This window comes from Amycolatopsis sp. cmx-4-83, from assembly GCF_046548815.1.
GTDB lineage: Bacteria > Actinomycetota > Actinomycetes > Mycobacteriales > Pseudonocardiaceae > Amycolatopsis > Amycolatopsis pretoriensis_A.
The window spans coordinates 45,937-60,003 of sequence record NZ_JAEBEF010000017.1 but is presented as its reverse complement, the minus strand read 5'-3'; the positions used below and the strand labels follow the sequence as shown (position 1 = coordinate 60,003).

13 protein-coding genes are annotated in these 14,067 nt (G+C 71.7%); 5 read left to right on the top strand and 8 right to left on the bottom strand.

All coding sequences use genetic code 11. The features are described from left to right. Window positions 1-10 precede the first annotated feature (10 nt). The gene (locus ACLJQM_RS41125) at window positions 11-754 is read right to left on the bottom strand and encodes a response regulator transcription factor (protein WP_410635751.1); all 744 of its coding nucleotides are present in this window, start codon (window positions 752-754) and stop codon (window positions 11-13) included. A gap of 68 nt (window positions 755-822) precedes the next feature. Next, on the bottom strand, window positions 823-1,491 hold the full coding sequence (locus ACLJQM_RS41120; protein ID WP_360771012.1) for a hypothetical protein: 669 nt from the start codon (window positions 1,489-1,491) through the stop codon (window positions 823-825). A gap of 129 nt (window positions 1,492-1,620) precedes the next feature. Between ACLJQM_RS41120 and ACLJQM_RS41115 the strand changes: the two genes are divergently transcribed. Both ACLJQM_RS41115 and ACLJQM_RS41110 read left to right on the top strand, forming a co-directional pair. Next, on the top strand, window positions 1,621-2,568 hold the full coding sequence (locus ACLJQM_RS41115; RefSeq protein ID WP_410635749.1) for an NAD-dependent epimerase/dehydratase family protein: 948 nt from the start codon (window positions 1,621-1,623) through the stop codon (window positions 2,566-2,568). Next, window positions 2,565-4,739, top strand: a complete 2,175-nt coding sequence (locus ACLJQM_RS41110) for a glycosyltransferase family 2 protein (protein ID WP_410635747.1) — start codon at window positions 2,565-2,567, stop codon at window positions 4,737-4,739. The genes ACLJQM_RS41115 and ACLJQM_RS41110 overlap by 4 nt, the downstream gene beginning before the upstream one ends. Here the strand turns inward: ACLJQM_RS41110 and ACLJQM_RS41105 are convergent. Further along, window positions 4,669-5,166 carry a GtrA family protein gene (locus ACLJQM_RS41105; RefSeq protein ID WP_410635745.1) on the bottom strand — a complete coding sequence of 166 codons (498 nt, stop codon included), beginning with the start codon at window positions 5,164-5,166 and terminating at the stop codon, window positions 4,669-4,671. The genes ACLJQM_RS41110 and ACLJQM_RS41105 overlap by 71 nt on opposite strands. 139 nt (window positions 5,167-5,305) lie before the next feature. On the opposite strand from ACLJQM_RS41105, the gene ACLJQM_RS41100 reads away from it, so the two are divergent. Continuing rightward, window positions 5,306-6,460, top strand: coding sequence for an NAD-dependent epimerase/dehydratase family protein (locus tag ACLJQM_RS41100; RefSeq protein ID WP_410635743.1), 1,155 nt, complete (start codon window positions 5,306-5,308; stop codon window positions 6,458-6,460). 47 nt (window positions 6,461-6,507) lie between these two features. Here ACLJQM_RS41100 and ACLJQM_RS41095 read toward each other — a convergent pair whose 3' ends face one another. Next, window positions 6,508-6,870 (bottom strand): nuclear transport factor 2 family protein, encoded by a 363-nt coding sequence (locus ACLJQM_RS41095; protein ID WP_410635742.1) that lies wholly within the window; start codon window positions 6,868-6,870, stop codon window positions 6,508-6,510. Window positions 6,871-7,242: 372 nt separating this feature from the next. Here ACLJQM_RS41095 and ACLJQM_RS41090 point away from each other — a divergent pair, with 372 nt between their 5' ends. Together ACLJQM_RS41090 and ACLJQM_RS41085 are read left to right on the top strand one after the other, a co-directional pair. Then, on the top strand, window positions 7,243-8,052 hold the full coding sequence (locus tag ACLJQM_RS41090) for a helix-turn-helix domain-containing protein (protein WP_410635740.1): 810 nt from the start codon (window positions 7,243-7,245) through the stop codon (window positions 8,050-8,052). Window positions 8,053-8,095: 43 nt separating this feature from the next. Next, the gene (locus tag ACLJQM_RS41085) at window positions 8,096-8,875 is read left to right on the top strand and encodes an aldo/keto reductase (protein ID WP_410635739.1); all 780 of its coding nucleotides are present in this window, start codon (window positions 8,096-8,098) and stop codon (window positions 8,873-8,875) included. On the opposite strand, the gene ACLJQM_RS41080 is transcribed toward ACLJQM_RS41085, so the two are convergent. From ACLJQM_RS41080 to ACLJQM_RS41065, 4 genes are all read right to left on the bottom strand, one after another. Then, window positions 8,872-10,020, bottom strand: a complete 1,149-nt coding sequence (locus ACLJQM_RS41080; RefSeq protein ID WP_410635737.1) for a hypothetical protein — start codon at window positions 10,018-10,020, stop codon at window positions 8,872-8,874. The two genes, ACLJQM_RS41085 and ACLJQM_RS41080, sit on opposite strands and share 4 nt — an antisense overlap. Window positions 10,021-10,736: 716 nt before the next feature. Continuing rightward, the gene (locus ACLJQM_RS41075) at window positions 10,737-11,609 is read right to left on the bottom strand and encodes a 3-methyladenine DNA glycosylase (protein ID WP_410635736.1); all 873 of its coding nucleotides are present in this window, start codon (window positions 11,607-11,609) and stop codon (window positions 10,737-10,739) included. After that, window positions 11,606-12,649, bottom strand: a complete 1,044-nt coding sequence (locus tag ACLJQM_RS41070; RefSeq protein ID WP_360771041.1) for a hemolysin family protein — start codon at window positions 12,647-12,649, stop codon at window positions 11,606-11,608. The genes ACLJQM_RS41075 and ACLJQM_RS41070 overlap by 4 nt, the downstream gene beginning before the upstream one ends. Next, a complete protein-coding gene (locus tag ACLJQM_RS41065; RefSeq protein ID WP_410635735.1) occupies window positions 12,646-13,992 on the bottom strand; it encodes a hemolysin family protein in 1,347 nt (448 codons plus the stop codon). Before ACLJQM_RS41065 ends, ACLJQM_RS41070 begins: the two co-directional genes overlap by 4 nt. Window positions 13,993-14,067: the final 75 nt, after the last annotated feature.

The following is a 14,067-nucleotide window of genomic DNA, read 5'->3' as shown; positions in this document are numbered from 1 at the left end:
TCTGACACTGTTACGCACTCACGACCCCGGCGCCGGACAGGTGGAGCAGCAGCTCGGCGCGGCTGGTGAGGCCGAGCTTGCGGTAGATCTGCTGCAGGTGCTTCTGGACCGTCCGCGGGCTGATGCCGAGCCGCCGGGCGATCTCGCGGTCGGACGCCGCCCGCGCGACCAGCGCGGCCACCTCGTGCTCGCGGGCCGTCAGCTCCGGGGCCGTCCCGGCGACCGGCCGGACCGCCGGCCGCTCGTGGCGGGCGAACGCCTGGGCCAGGTGCGGCGTGAGCAGCTCGACCAGGTCGTGGTCGCGGGCGGAGAACCCGGGCCGCGACCGGCTGAGCGTGAGGACGCGCCCGTGCCGGTCGTCGACCTGGACCACGCACAGCAGCTGGTCGACCGTGCCGCGCGGGCGGTAGAAGTCGGTGTAGAACGGCAGCCCGCGCAGCGTCCGGAGGTCGGCCAGCTCGGTCAGCGCGGCCGCCGTACCCAGCCGCAGCGCTCCCGAGCGGTGGGCCGCGAACCCCGGGTGCTGGTGCGCCAGCGCCCGGAACTCCGCGTGGCGCATCAGGTTGTGTTCCGGCCGGTCGGTCACCGTGCCGGTCAGGCGGCGGGTCGTGTGCTCGGTGCTCGTGCACGAGACGACGTCGCAGCCGACCAGACGGCCCAGTCTCGCCAGGCCCTCGGCCGGCCCCGCCGCCTTCAGCTCGCGCACCACTTCGAGGGCGCGGTGCAGGCACCGCGCCGTCACTTCACTGCTCACCCGGAATCCCCCTCGGCTCGTCCGGTCAAGAAAGACCCGGAAGCGCCGAGGGAGATACGAACCGGGTGTTACCGGGCGATCCGGACGTTCAGCGTGGTGTTCGAACCGGCGCTGACCATCGACTGCGCGATGCTGCTGATCCCGGCCGGCGCGCTGTAGGAGTTGTTGTTGCTGTCGTCCTCGTCGTCGGTGTGGAAGAAGCCCGACGAATCGACCCCGGAGAACACGAGGTAGCCGAAGCCGACGTTCGGGAACGCCGTCGTCGTGGCCACCCCCGGGGCGAACAGGCAGAACCGCAGCAGCGTGTTGCTGTCGCTCACGTTCGGGAAGATGTTGCCCGAGAACGAGTTGTTGTTGCTGTCGTCCTCGTTGTCGAACCGGCGCGAGAACTCCTGGGAGCCGTTCGGGCAGTTCGCGCCCAGCTTGAGCACCGAGTAGGGCCGGAACGAGCCGGACTGCGTGACGCCCCGGAACGCGGCGCCGTCGACCCGGCAGAAGAACAGCTCCGTGTTGCTCGTGCTGCCGACCGCCCCGATGAAGCCGCCGCGCGAGTTGGCGTTGCCCGAGTCCTCGTCGTCCATCCGGATGACGATCGCTTCGGTCCCGGCCGGGCACGACCGGCTCGACGGGATGACGCCGACGTCGGTCGTCGCCGCCTGGGCGGGCGCGGCCGACACGGTGAGGGCTCCCGCGAGCGAGGCCAGGAGCAGTGCCGGAACGGTGAAGAGTCTTTTCATGGCTGGTCTTCCTCCCCATTGCTGTGTGACCGCTCAAGGACACCAAGCCGGCCGGGCGCGCGGCCATACGCACTTCTGCGTACGCGGGTCCACGGCGTGCGCACAGGAACGGGAGGTAGGTTGACCGCCATGGCGAGTGCGCACGGTCCCGATCGGACGTCCGTGGTCGTGACCGGCGGCAGCGGCTTCATCGGCCGGGCCGTCGTGCGCGCCCTCCTCGACCGGGGCGTCCCGGTCACCGTCGTGGACCGGGTGCCGTTCCCCGAGGACCTCGACGGGGTCCGCGTGGTGACCGGCGACCTGCGCGAGGCCGCCGTCCGCGAGGAGGCCGTGACCGCCGGGACCGCGGGGATCGTGCACCTGGCGGCGCTGACGTCGGTGCTGAAGTCGGTCGAGCTGCCCGAAGACACCTTCGCCGACAACGTCCTGGTCACCCAGGAACTGCTCGAACTCGCCCGCCGCCGCGAGGTGCCGAAGTTCCTGCTCGCCTCGACCAACGCGGTGATCGGCAACGTCGGCACCGCGACCATCACCCCGGACCTGCCGCTGCGGCCGCTGACGCCCTACGGCGCCACGAAAGCGGCGTGCGAAATGCTGCTCTCGGGCTACGCCGGCGCGTACGGCATGACGACGTGTGCCTTGCGGTTCACCAACGTCTACGGCCCGGGAATGTCCCACAAGGACAGTTTCGTGCCGCGCATGATGCGGGCCGCGCTCACCGGCGGCAGTGTGAAGGTCTACGGCGACGGCCGCCAGCGCCGCGACCTCGTCCACGTCGACGACGTCGTCCGCGCGATCCTCTCGGCCTTCGACAGCGGCCACACCGGCCGCGCGATCGTCGGCGCGGGGCGCTCGGTGTCGGTGCTCGAGATGGTCGAGGCCGTGCGCGAGGTGACCGGTGCCGAGCTGCCCGTCGAGCACGTCGAGGCGCCGGCGGGGGAGATGCCCGCGGTCGTCGTCGACGTCTCGGCCAGCGCGGAGACCATCGGGTACCGCCCCGAAGTCCCGCTGGTCGACGGCCTCGCCACGGCGTGGAAGTACTTCTCGGGCCTCGACCGTCCGAACGCGACACCGTGACGGCGTTCCCGCGCCGCCACGGGCTGCTTCTCCTGCTCCTCGTCCCGGCGATCGTCCTGCGGGTGCTGACCTGGCTGGCCTACCGGCCCGCGCTGCTGTACATCGATTCGTTCCGCTACCTCGACAACCTGCACGCGCTGCGCGCCGACCAGCTCGACCCGATCGGCTACGACCTGGTGCTGCGCCCGTTGCTGGCCGTCGGCGGCCTGGCGTGGGTCGCGGCGGTCCAGCACGCCGGCGGGATCCTCATCGCGATCGGCGTCTACGCGCTGGTGCTGCGGCTCGGTGGCCGCCCGTGGGTCGCCGCGCTCGCCGCGGCGCCGGTGCTGCTCGACGCGTACCAGCTGCAGATCGAGCAGAACATCATGTCCGAGGTGACGTTCGAGGCGGTGCTCCTCGGGCTCCTGTGGCTCCTGCTCGGCCGGGGCGCGCCGGGCTGGAAGCGCGCCGGCGCCGCGGGCCTGCTGCTCGGGTTCGGCGTGCTGACCCGGCTGATCGGCATCTCGCTGGCCCTGCCGCTGCTGGTCTTCCTGGTCGTCACCGGCGGAGCGTGGCGGCACCGGGCGGGCTGGCGCCGGGCTGGCGTCGCGGTGCTGGGCCTGCTCGTCGTGCTCGTGCCGTACTCGGCGCGCGTGCACGCGGAGACCGGCAAGTGGGGGCTGACCGGGCCGTCGGGCAACATGCTCTACGGCCGCACCGCCGCGGTCGCCGACTGCGCGAACCTCGAGCTTTCGGCGGAACTGAAGGTTTTCTGCCCGGCCGAGCCGCGCGAGACCCGGCTCGTCGACAACTACACGCACGCCGATCTCGACCCGAACTGGCCCGGCCCCCTCCCGCCCGGCGCGGACAAGGCCGCGCTGGCCCGCGAATTCGCGATCGACGTCCTGAAGGAACAGCCCGGCGACGTCGCCGCGGCGATCTTGGACGACTTCGCCAAGAGCTTCGCTTGGAGCCGCGAGCAGGACCCGACCGACGTGCCCCTCGACCGGTGGCAGTTCCAGCTGTCCTACCCGCAGTGGGCCGACCAGTCGCTCATCGACCTGGTCACGCAGCAGAACGACGGCGTCGTGGCGAGTGCCGACCAGCCGCTGGCGAAGGTCCTGCGCGACTACCAGCTGGGCGGCGGGTACGTCTCGGGCGGCGTGCTCGGCCTCGGCGCGCTGCTCGGCCTGCTGACGATCTTCCGGCGCAAGAAGCCCCTGGACCGAGCACGGGCGGGCGCGCTGCTGGCGGCGTCGAGCGGGCTGGTCCTGCTCTTCGCGTCGGCGGTGTTCCAGTTCTCGTGGCGCTACCAGATCCCGGCGCTGGTGCTGTTCCCGGTGGCCGGGGCGCTCGGCTTCACGACGCTGACCTCGGCCAGCCGGAAGCGGCTCGCCGCGTTCCCCGACGACATCGATTCCGGTGCCCTCGGCGACTTCCGGCGCCGCCACCCGGACGCCGGGTTCGCGCCGCTGACCGTCGTCATCGCCGCCTACAACGAGGCCGGCGGGATCGGCGAGGTCCTGGAGAAGATGCCGGACCGGTGCCTCGGGATGCCGGTGGACGTCCTCGTCGTCGTCGACGGCGGGACCGACGACACGGCCGCGATCGCCGAAGCGCACGGCGCGTACGTCTGCGTGGCGCCGCGCAACCGCGGCCAGGGAGCGGCGCTGCGCCTGGGTTACCACCTCGCGGCGGAGCGTGGCGCCGGGTACGTCGTCACGACCGACGCCGACGGGCAGTACGACAACAGCGAGCTGGAAGCGCTGGTCAGCCCGGTCGTCGAAGGCAACGCGGACTTCGTCACCGGGTCGCGGCGGCTCGGGCACGAGGAGGCCGACAGCCGCGTCCGGTGGCTCGGCGTGCGGGTGTTCGCCGTGCTGGCGTCGGTGCTGACCGCGCGGCGGATCACCGACACGTCGTTCGGCTTCCGCGCGATGCGGGCGGAGCTGGCCTGCGCGGTGCCGCTCAACGAGCCGCAGTACCAGTCGTCGGAGCTGATGCTCGGCGTGACCGCGCGCGGCGCCCGCGTGCTGGAGCTGCCGATGAGCATGCGGCTGCGCAAGGCGGGCAAGAGCAAGAAGGGCGGCAGCCTCGTCTACGGCGCGAACTACGCCCGCGTCATGACCGGGACGTGGTGGCGGGGGTACGTGCTGCGCCGCGGCCGAACACGACCCGGTCGAGCAGCGTGAACTTGAGGACGAACACCAGCGCGTAACTGCCGACGTACGCGCCGTCGACGAGCACGACCCACCAGAAGTGCGGCAGGTCCGCCCGCGCGAGCAGCGAACCGGCCAGCGTCGTCAGCCCGATCGAAACGAGCCCGCCGAGACCGATCACGGCCAGGTACGGCAGCAGCTCGCGCCGGACGCGCGGCCGGCCGGTGCGGCCCCACACCCAGCGGCGGGTGACCAGGAAGTTCAGCACCGCCCCGGCGGCCCAAGCCAGCGTGCCGGCGAGCGCGGCGGCCCCGCCGGTGGCGAGGACGGCGAGCAGGACGACCTGGCTGAGCACGGTGGCGGCGACCGACGTCGTGGCCGCCCGGGCCAGCCGGGCCCAGCCGCGGCGGCGCGTCTTCTCCGTTGTGCGGGGCCGCACGCCGTTGGTTACGGTCGTCATGTCCCCATCCTCCCCGCGGGCCGGCCGCCGCGCCGTCCGACCCCCCCTACGCATAGGAGATTCACAGCCGATTGCCAGGTCTTCATCAGCAGGTGGTCGATAGCGTCGGGGGGCGTAAACGAGCAGGAAAGGCGGCACAATGCGGGTGCTGGTTCTCGGCGGTGACGGATATCTGGGCTGGCCGACCGCGTTGCACTTATCGGACAAAGGCCACGAGGTGGCCGTTCTCGACAATTTCGCCCGCCGCGGTTACGACGAAGAACTCGGCGTCGAAAGCCTGGTTCCGATCGAATCGCTGAAGGACCGGATCGCGGCCTGGCACGAAGTCTCCGGACGCGAGATCGCCAGCTACGAAGGTGACCTGCTGGACGCGGAGTTCCTGTTCGGGGCGGTGCGCGAGTTCGCGCCCGACGCGGTCGTGCACTACGCCGAGCAGCGGTCGGCGCCGTATTCCATGATCGACCGCGAACACGCGGCGTACACGCAGCACAACAACGTGATCGGCAACCTGAACCTGCTCTACGCGATCGCGGAGATCGATCCGGCGATCCACCTGGTCAAACTGGGCACGATGGGCGAATACGGCACGCCGAACATCGACATCGAAGAAGGCTGGCTGGACCTCGAGCACAACGGGCGCAAAGACCGCGTGCTGTTCCCGAAACGGCCGGGCTCGTTCTACCACCTGACCAAGGTCCACGATTCGCACAACATCGAATTCACGTGCCGCGCCTGGGGGCTGCGGGCCACGGACCTCAACCAGGGCGTCGTGTACGGGCAGCAGACGCCGCAGACCGCGCTGGACTCCCGGCTGGCCACCCGGTTCGACTACGACGCGGTGTTCGGCACGGTGCTGAACCGGTTCGTCATCCAGGCCGTGCTCGGCCAGCCGCTGACCGTGTACGGCAAGGGCACGCAGACCCGCGGCCTGATCGACATCCGCGACACCGTCGAGTGCATCCGGCTCGCCGTCGAGAACCCGGCCGACGCGGGGGAGTTCCGCGTCTTCAACCAGATGACGGAAAGCCTTTCCGTGGCCGCGATCGCCGAGCTCGTCGCCGACCGGTTCCCCGGCCCGGTGCAGATCGAGCAGCTGGAGAACCCGCGCACCGAGGCGCCGGAGCACTACTACAACGTGAAGCACACCGGGCTGGTCGGGCTGGGGTTGGAGCCGCACCTGCTGTCGGACACGCTGATCGAGTCGATGTTCGACATCGTCGGCGCCAACAAGCACCGGGTGAACCCGGAGAAGCTGCGCCCGACCGTGCGGTGGCGCGGCGCGCTCAAGAGCTAGCGGCGTGCGGGCTCCCCTGCCCGGGAGCCCGCACGCCGTGCGTCGGTTCAGCCCGGCATCTTGTCGAGGAAGCCGTGCACCTTGGCGATCTTCCCCTCCCGGAGTTCGACGACGTCGAACCCGATGGCGACCGGCTCCGCCGCCCCGGGCGTCCCGAGGTACCACTGGAACCGCGCGAGGTCGTGGTGCGCGTCGGGCTCGGCCGGCAGGCTGAAGGCGAGCCCGCCGAACTGCGCCTGCGCCCCGGCGACGAACTGGTCGATCCCGTCGTGCCCGGCGACCGCCCCGAGCGGATCGGTGTAGCCGGCGTCGGCGGTGAAGACGTCGGCGATGAGGGCCCGCCGCTTGTCGCCATCGGTCTCGTTCCAGACGGCGATGTACTGCTCGACGAGGCCACGGACGTCACTCATGGTGGTTCCTTTCGTTGGGGGACAACGGCTTCCGTCGTCCTGCGCTGGACCCACTCTGACGCCGCGGCGGCGGCCCGTCGATTACGCGGCAGGTAATGCGGTGGCCTTCCGTCGCACGTTTCGCGAGACTCGCCGCGTGGAAGAAGATCCGCCGGGTTCGGCCGGGGCGTGACACCCGCCGACCTCATGCGCGCGTGCTACGCCGCGCGCCAAGTGATCGATGCCGAGGCCCCGGCGGGAACCGAGGACCCGGCCGAAGAGGAGGTCTGCGGCCTGATGGACCGGCTCAGCGGCTGTTGCCACTCGTCGTCCCGGCTGCCATTACCCCCGAAGTAATGGCAGCCACCCCGTGATCGCCGTAGCGTCGCTCGCGTGACGACTACGGTGCAGGCGGCCGCGCGGCAGCGGCCGGTGGGCGAGCTGCTGCGGGAATGGCGGGACCGGCGGCGGATCAGCCAGCTCGACCTCGCGATCTCGGCGGACGTCTCCACCCGCCACCTCAGCTTCGTGGAAACCGGCCGGTCCAAGCCGAGCCGGGACATGGTGCTGCGCCTCGGCGAGCACCTCGAAGTCCCGCTGCGCGAACGCAACCGGCTGCTGCTCGCCGCCGGGTACGCGCCCGCCTACACCGAAAACGCCCTGGGGGACCCCGGGATGGACGCCGTCCGCCGGGCCGTCCGGCAGCTGCTCGCCGGGCACGAGCCGTACCCGGCCGCCGTCGTCGACCGGAACTGGGACCTCGTCGACGCCAACGCCAGCATCGCGCTCTTCGTCGCCGGGATCCCGCCCGAGCTGACCACCAACGTGCTGCGCGCGACGCTGCACCCCGACGGCATGGCACCGCACATCCTGAACCTGGGGGAGTGGCGTGCCCACCTGCTCGGCCGGCTGCGGCGCCAGGTCGGCCAGACCGCGGACGCCGGGCTCGCCGAACTCCTGGACGAGCTGCGCGGCTACCCGTGCGACCAGCCGGTGCCCGAGGTGGAGGTCCCTGGACCGGGTGACATCTTCGTGCCGCTGAAGTTCCGCCACGAGGGCACCGACCTCACGTTCTTCAGTACGGTGGCCACGTTCGGCACCCCGCTGGACATCACCGTCGCGGAACTGGTGATCGAGTCGTTCTACCCGGCCGACCCGGCGACGGCGGCGCATCTGCGCGAGCGGGCCGCGTCGGTGGGATGATGGGGAGCACCCGCGCAGCATCCGAAGTGAGGATCACCGGTTGATGGCCGTCCCGCCTTCGCTCGCCCTGTCCGACGGAATCCGCATCCCCCAGCTGCTGTTCGGTGTCGCGGGCCTGTCCGCGGCCGAAACCGGCCGGGCCGTCCGCATCGCCCTCGACACCGGTTACCGCGGTATCGACACCACGCCCGGTACCGAGACGGCGGTCGGCACCGCCCTCGCCACGGCGGACGTGCCCCGCGAAGAACTGTTCGTCAGCGTCAAGGTGCCCGCGCAGGGCTACGACAGCGCCCGCCGCGCCGCCGACGAGGCGCTGGCCGCGTTGCAGCTCGAACAGGTGGACCTGTGCCTGCTGGACGGCACGAAGGGCGCCTTCCCCGACACCTGGCGCGCGCTGAGCCGGCTGCGCGCCGACGGCCGCGTCCGTGCGGTCGGCGTGGCCGGGTTCGGCGTCGCCGAGCTGCGCCGGCTGATCGACGCGACGGGGGCGGTCCCCGCCGTCAACCAGGTCGAGCTGCACCCGTGGCTGCAGCAGCTGCCGCTGCGGGAGTTCCACGCCGAGCGGGGCATCGTGACGGCCGCGGCCAGCCCGGCCGCGAACGCCGGGCTGCTGGCCGACGAGACGGTCACCGCACTCGCGGCGAAGTACGGCAAGACGCCGGCCCAGATCGTGCTCCGGTGGCACCTGCAGGCCGGCACGGTCGCGGTGGCGGCGTCGGCGACCACCACCCGGACCCGCGAGCAGTTCGGGATCTTCGACTTCGAGCTGGCCGACGACGACCTCACCGTGGTGGAAGAGCTCGACAACGGCACGCGCGTCTAGGTGGACTTGATCCCGGCGGCGGCGAAGTCGGCCTGCTGGGCGGGCTGCTCGAGGTACTCGCGGAAGGTCTGGGCGGCGCGCAGCACGGTGTCGTCGATGCCCTGGCCGGAGAGGCCGACGAACGGGTAGTCCGCCGAGCGGGCGTTGGCCACCGACTGCGCGGCGGAGCCGATCATCTCCGGCTTCTTGGTGGTCAGCTCGCTGACCCAGTACGACGACTCGGGCAGCCAGGCGGCGGGCAGCCCGCCGATGGAGTCCAGGTTGGCCCGGCCGACCAGCGCGTCGAGCACCTGCGACGACGGCTTGGCCTCGATCATCACGTGCACGCACTGCCCGTGCACGACGGTGGCCGCCTGGTTCCACCGATCCGCCGCGGCGGTGAGCGGCTTCTGCACGCTCGGCGTGACGACGATCCGCATGTGCGACGTACCACCGGAGCAGCTGGCGGCCTGCGCCTCGGCGCGGTTGTTGAGCTCGCTGTCGGCCCAGTTCCACCCGACGATGCCGAGCCCGATCAGCGCGGCGAGCACGAGACAGGCGATCGGCCAGGTGGCGATCCGGCGCCGCGGCGCCTTCTTGCCGACGATCCGGTGCGAGCCGGTGGCCTCGCCCTTCCCGAGCGTCCGGTGCGAGCCGGTGGCTTCACTGCGCTTGGGTGGGGCGGTGTTCTCGCTGGTCTCGGTGCTTTCGGCGCGCCGCTTGGCGCGGGTGGACCCCCCGCGGGTGAGGGTGCGGGCGGAGTCGGCCGGCTCGGTGCGCGTGGCGGCGGGGTAGTCGCCTTCGTCGGGCCGGGTGATGACCTCGGTCCGTTCGGCCGCGCTTTCGGCCTTCCGGGCGGCGCGGGACGCGCCCCGCCGGGTGGTGGTGCGGGGACCGGCGGCCTGGGTTACGCCGCTCGCTTCGGCGTCGACGTGGCCGACCGCCGGATAGGCACCGGACGCTTCGCCCCGGCGGGAGGCAGGTTCACGGCGTGCGGTGATCGGGTAGTCGCCGGACGCTTCGCCACGACGGGCAACGGACGGTTCTTCGCGACCGACGACGGGGTACGCGCCGGATCGCTCGCCACGCCCGGTGGCCGGATACACGTCGGTGACGTCGTTGCGTGCGGAAGCGGGGTAGGCGCCGGAAGCCTCGCCACGGCCCACGGCGGGATCGTTGCGGCCGGCGGCGGGGTAAGCACCGGAGGGGTCGTTGCGACCGGCGGCCGGGTACGAACCGGAGGCCTCACCGCGGCCCACGGCGGGGTAAGCGCCACTGGCTTCGCCGCGCCCGGCGGCCGGGCGGGCGGCGGTGGGGTCGTTGCGTCCGGCGGCCGGGTACGAACCCGACGCCTCGCCACGGCCCACGGCCGGGTGAGCGCCGCTGGCTTCGCCGCGCGCGGCGGCCGGGTGGGCTGCGGGGTAGGCGGTAGGGTCGTTGCGTCCGGCGGCCGGGTACGAACCCGACGCCTCACCACGGCCCACGGCCGGGTGAGCGCCGCTCGCCTCACCACGCCCCGCGACCGGGTACGCGCCAGAGGCCTCGCCGCGGCCGGGAGCGCGGGAGCCGGTGGGGCGGCCCGCGATCCCGAACGCCTCCGAGATGGAGCTGCGCTTGGGCTTCCGGACAGCGCCCGAAGTCTCGCTGCGGCCCTCGACCGGGTGTGAACCGGAGCTCTCACCGCGGGGAGTCCCCGGGCGCGAAGTGCGGTCCTGAGGGTGCGGCACCGGCTCCTCGTCCCGGTAGTGTCGCCCCATCGTCATCCTTTCGAGGGTGAGCGCATGACAAGCACGCGCTGCGATGCAACCAAACCGTTATCACCCTAACAGGTGAGTATCGGAGAGAGAATAATCTGACTCACAGTTGCACGTGCTGCGGGTGGTCACCTGACCAGGCGATGGCAATGCGCAATCAGGCGATGACGCACCGGTGCCGCCCGGCGGGCGAACGAAGCCTGGGCGCGGGCGTATTCGGCCCTTCCCTCAGCCGTTTCGATGCGCACCGGCCGGTAGCCGAGCGCGGCCAGGTCGTACGGGCTGGCCCGCATGTCGAGCTCGCGGATCTCCACCGCCAGCTCGAAGCAGTCCGCCACCAGCTCCGCCGGCACGAACGGGTCCAGCTTGTACGCCCACTTGAACAGATCCATGTTCGCGTGCAGGCACCCGGGCTGCTCCGACGAGACCTGCGTCTCCCTCGACGGCGTCAGCTCGTTGCGCGGCCGCGCCGGGTCGGTGAAGAAGCGGAACGCGTCGAAGTGCCCGCAGCGGATGTCGAGCGATTCCACGACGGCGTCGGTGCCGCCCGAACCCAGCCGCAGCGGGACCTGGTTGTGCCGCACCGAGTCCGCCGGCTCGCGGTAGACCATCGCCCACTCGTGCAGCCCGAAGCAGCTCAGCCGCGGCGCGCGGGACGCCGTCGCGGTCAGCAGGGCGAGGACGAACTCCGCCGTCCGCGCCTTCCCCGGCGTGAAGCCCGCGGGGTCCAGCACGACGCCGTCGCCGGTGAGGACGTAGCCTTTGCGGTCCAGGAAACGCGCCGCCGCGGGCCCGGCGAGCGCTACGCCGGGCCCGGGCTGCCACCGTTCGAGGTGCGACGGCCGGTACGAGTAGTAGGTGAACAGGAAGTCCAGCACCGGGTGCTTCTCGCCGCGCGAACGGCGCTCCTGGTGCGGTCCGGTCCACCGCCGCATCCGCTCGACGTGCGCCGCCTCCCGGGCCAGCCAGTCCGGTTCGGCGAGCACTTCGACGTCGGTCATGCGCCCACGTGCGTGCCGTCGCGGACCGTGCCCACGTACTCCTCCACGAGGTCCTCGAGCGCGACGACGCCGACGGCGCTGCCGCTCGTGTCGAGGGCCCGCGCCAGGTGGCTGCCTTCCTTGCGCATCGCCGAGAGGGCGACGTCGAGGCGGGAGTCGGCGCGCAGCTCGGTGAGCTGGCGCGTCTTGCCGGACGGTACGAGCGTCGCCGGGTCCTGCCCGGCCAGGTCGAGGACGTCCTTGACGTGGATGTAGCCGGTCAGGCGACCGTCGTCGGTGCAGACCGGGAACCGCGAGAACCCGGTGGACGACACCGCCCGCTCGACGTCGCCGAGCGTCGGCGCGCACGGCAGCGTCGTCAGCTCGGCGGTGGGCACCAGCACGTCGGCGACCGTCTTCTGCGTCGAAGACAGCGTCTGCGCGAGCCGCTGGTGCTCGGACTGGTCCAGCAGACCCTCCCGGCGCGACTCGCTGAGCAGCTCGGCCAGCTCGTCGGACGTATAGGCCGTCTCCAGCTCGTCCTTCGGCTCGACCTTCACCGCGCGCAGCAGCGAGTTCGCGACGAAGTTCAGCAGCCAGATGAACGGGTTGGCCAGCTTGACCCACCCCACGTGCACCGGCACCAGCCACAGCGCGAGCCGCTCGGGCTCGGCGATGGCGAGGTTCTTCGGCACCATCTCGCCGATCAGCACGTGCAGCACGGTGATGAACGCCAGCGCGATGGCGAACGAGACGGCGTGCAGCAGCGCCTCGGGCAGGCCCAGCAGGTCGAAGAACGCCGACAGCCGGTGCGCGATCGCCGGCTCGCCGAGGCGGCCGAGCAGCAGCGAGCAGATGGTGATGCCCAGCTGCGCGCCGGCGAGCATCAGCGAGACGTGCTTGCTCGCGTTGATGACGATCTTCGCGCGCGTCTTTCCCTGCTCCAGCAGTGCTTCCAGCCGGTCGCGCCGCGAGGAGATCAACGTGAACTCCGCGCCGACGAAGAAGGCGTTGGCCAGCAGCAGGACCGCGACGAGGGCGATGTTCAGCCAGTCGCTCACGAGACCACCTCGGCCACCGGGGTTTCTTCGGGGACGCGGACCGGTGCCACTTCGACCTCGGCGATGCGCCGCTTGTCCATGGTGGTGACGGTGAGCCGCCAGCCGTCGACGTCCGCGGCGTCACCCTCGGCGGGGATCTTGCCCAGCCGTTCGAGGATCAGCCCGGCGATGGTTTCGTAGTCGCCGTCGGGCATCCGGAACCCGGTGACGTCGGTGACCTCGTCCGGGCGCAGCTGGCCCGACACCAGCCAGCTGTCGCTGCCGACCTGCTGCGAGGCGGGCGCCTCCCGGTCGTCGTGCTCGTCGCGGACGTCGCCGATGATCTCCTCGACGACGTCCTCCAGGGTGACCAGCCCGGCCGTGCCGCCGTACTCGTCGACGACGATCGCCAGCTGGAAGCGGGAGTCGCGCAGGCGGTTGAGCAGGTCGTCGCCCGGCAGCGACTCGGGCACGGTCGGCACCGGCCGCATCACCGAGCCGATCGGCACGGCGGCCCGGTCCGCGGCCGAGACGGCGAACGCCTGCTTGACGTGCACGGCGCCGCGGACGTCGTCGAGGTCCTCGGCGTGCACCGGGAACCGCGAGAACCCGGTGCGGCGCGAGAGCTCGATGAGGTCCTCGACGGTGTCGTCGACGCCGAGCGATTCGAGCTGCACGCGGGGCGTCATCAGCTCCTCCGCGGTGCGTTCGCCGAACCGCAGCGAGCGGTCCAGCAGCTCCGCGGTGGTCGTGTCGAGCGTGCCGCTCTCGGCGCTGGAGCGGACGATCGAGCCCAGCTCCTGCGGCGAGCGCGCGGACCGCAGCTCTTCCTGCGGTTCGACGCCGAACTTGCGCACCAGGAAGTTCGCGCTGTTGTTCATCAGCGTGATGAGCCAGCGGAACAGCGCCGAGAACCGCGAGTGGTAGCCGGCGACGGCGCGCGCGGTCGGCAGCGGCCGCGCGATCGCGAGGTTCTTCGGCACCATTTCGCCGAGGATCATCGACAGCGACGTCGCGATGACGAGGGCGAGCACGATCGACGCGCCCCCGGCGAACGCTTCGGGGAGCCCGACGCCGGTGAGCAGCGGCCGGACGAGCTCGCCGATCAGCGGCTCGGCCAGGTAACCGGTGATCAGCGTGGTGAGCGTGATCGCGACCTGGGCGCCGGAGAGCTGGAACGAGAGCGTCCGGTGCGCCTTCTGGACGGTGAGGGCCCGGCGATCGCCCACTTGGCGGACGTTGGCGTCGACGGTGCTGCGTTCCAGCGCGGTCAGCGAGAACTCGGCCGCGACGGCGAGCCCGGTGCCGACCGTGAGCAGCACGAAGAGGAGGACGCCGAGGACGGCGAAAAGGGTCTGGATCATTCCGCATCCGCCCTGGTGGCGGGGGAAGAACCTATCGGACAGCCGGGTCGGTCACCCGGCCCGGTACTGTCACCG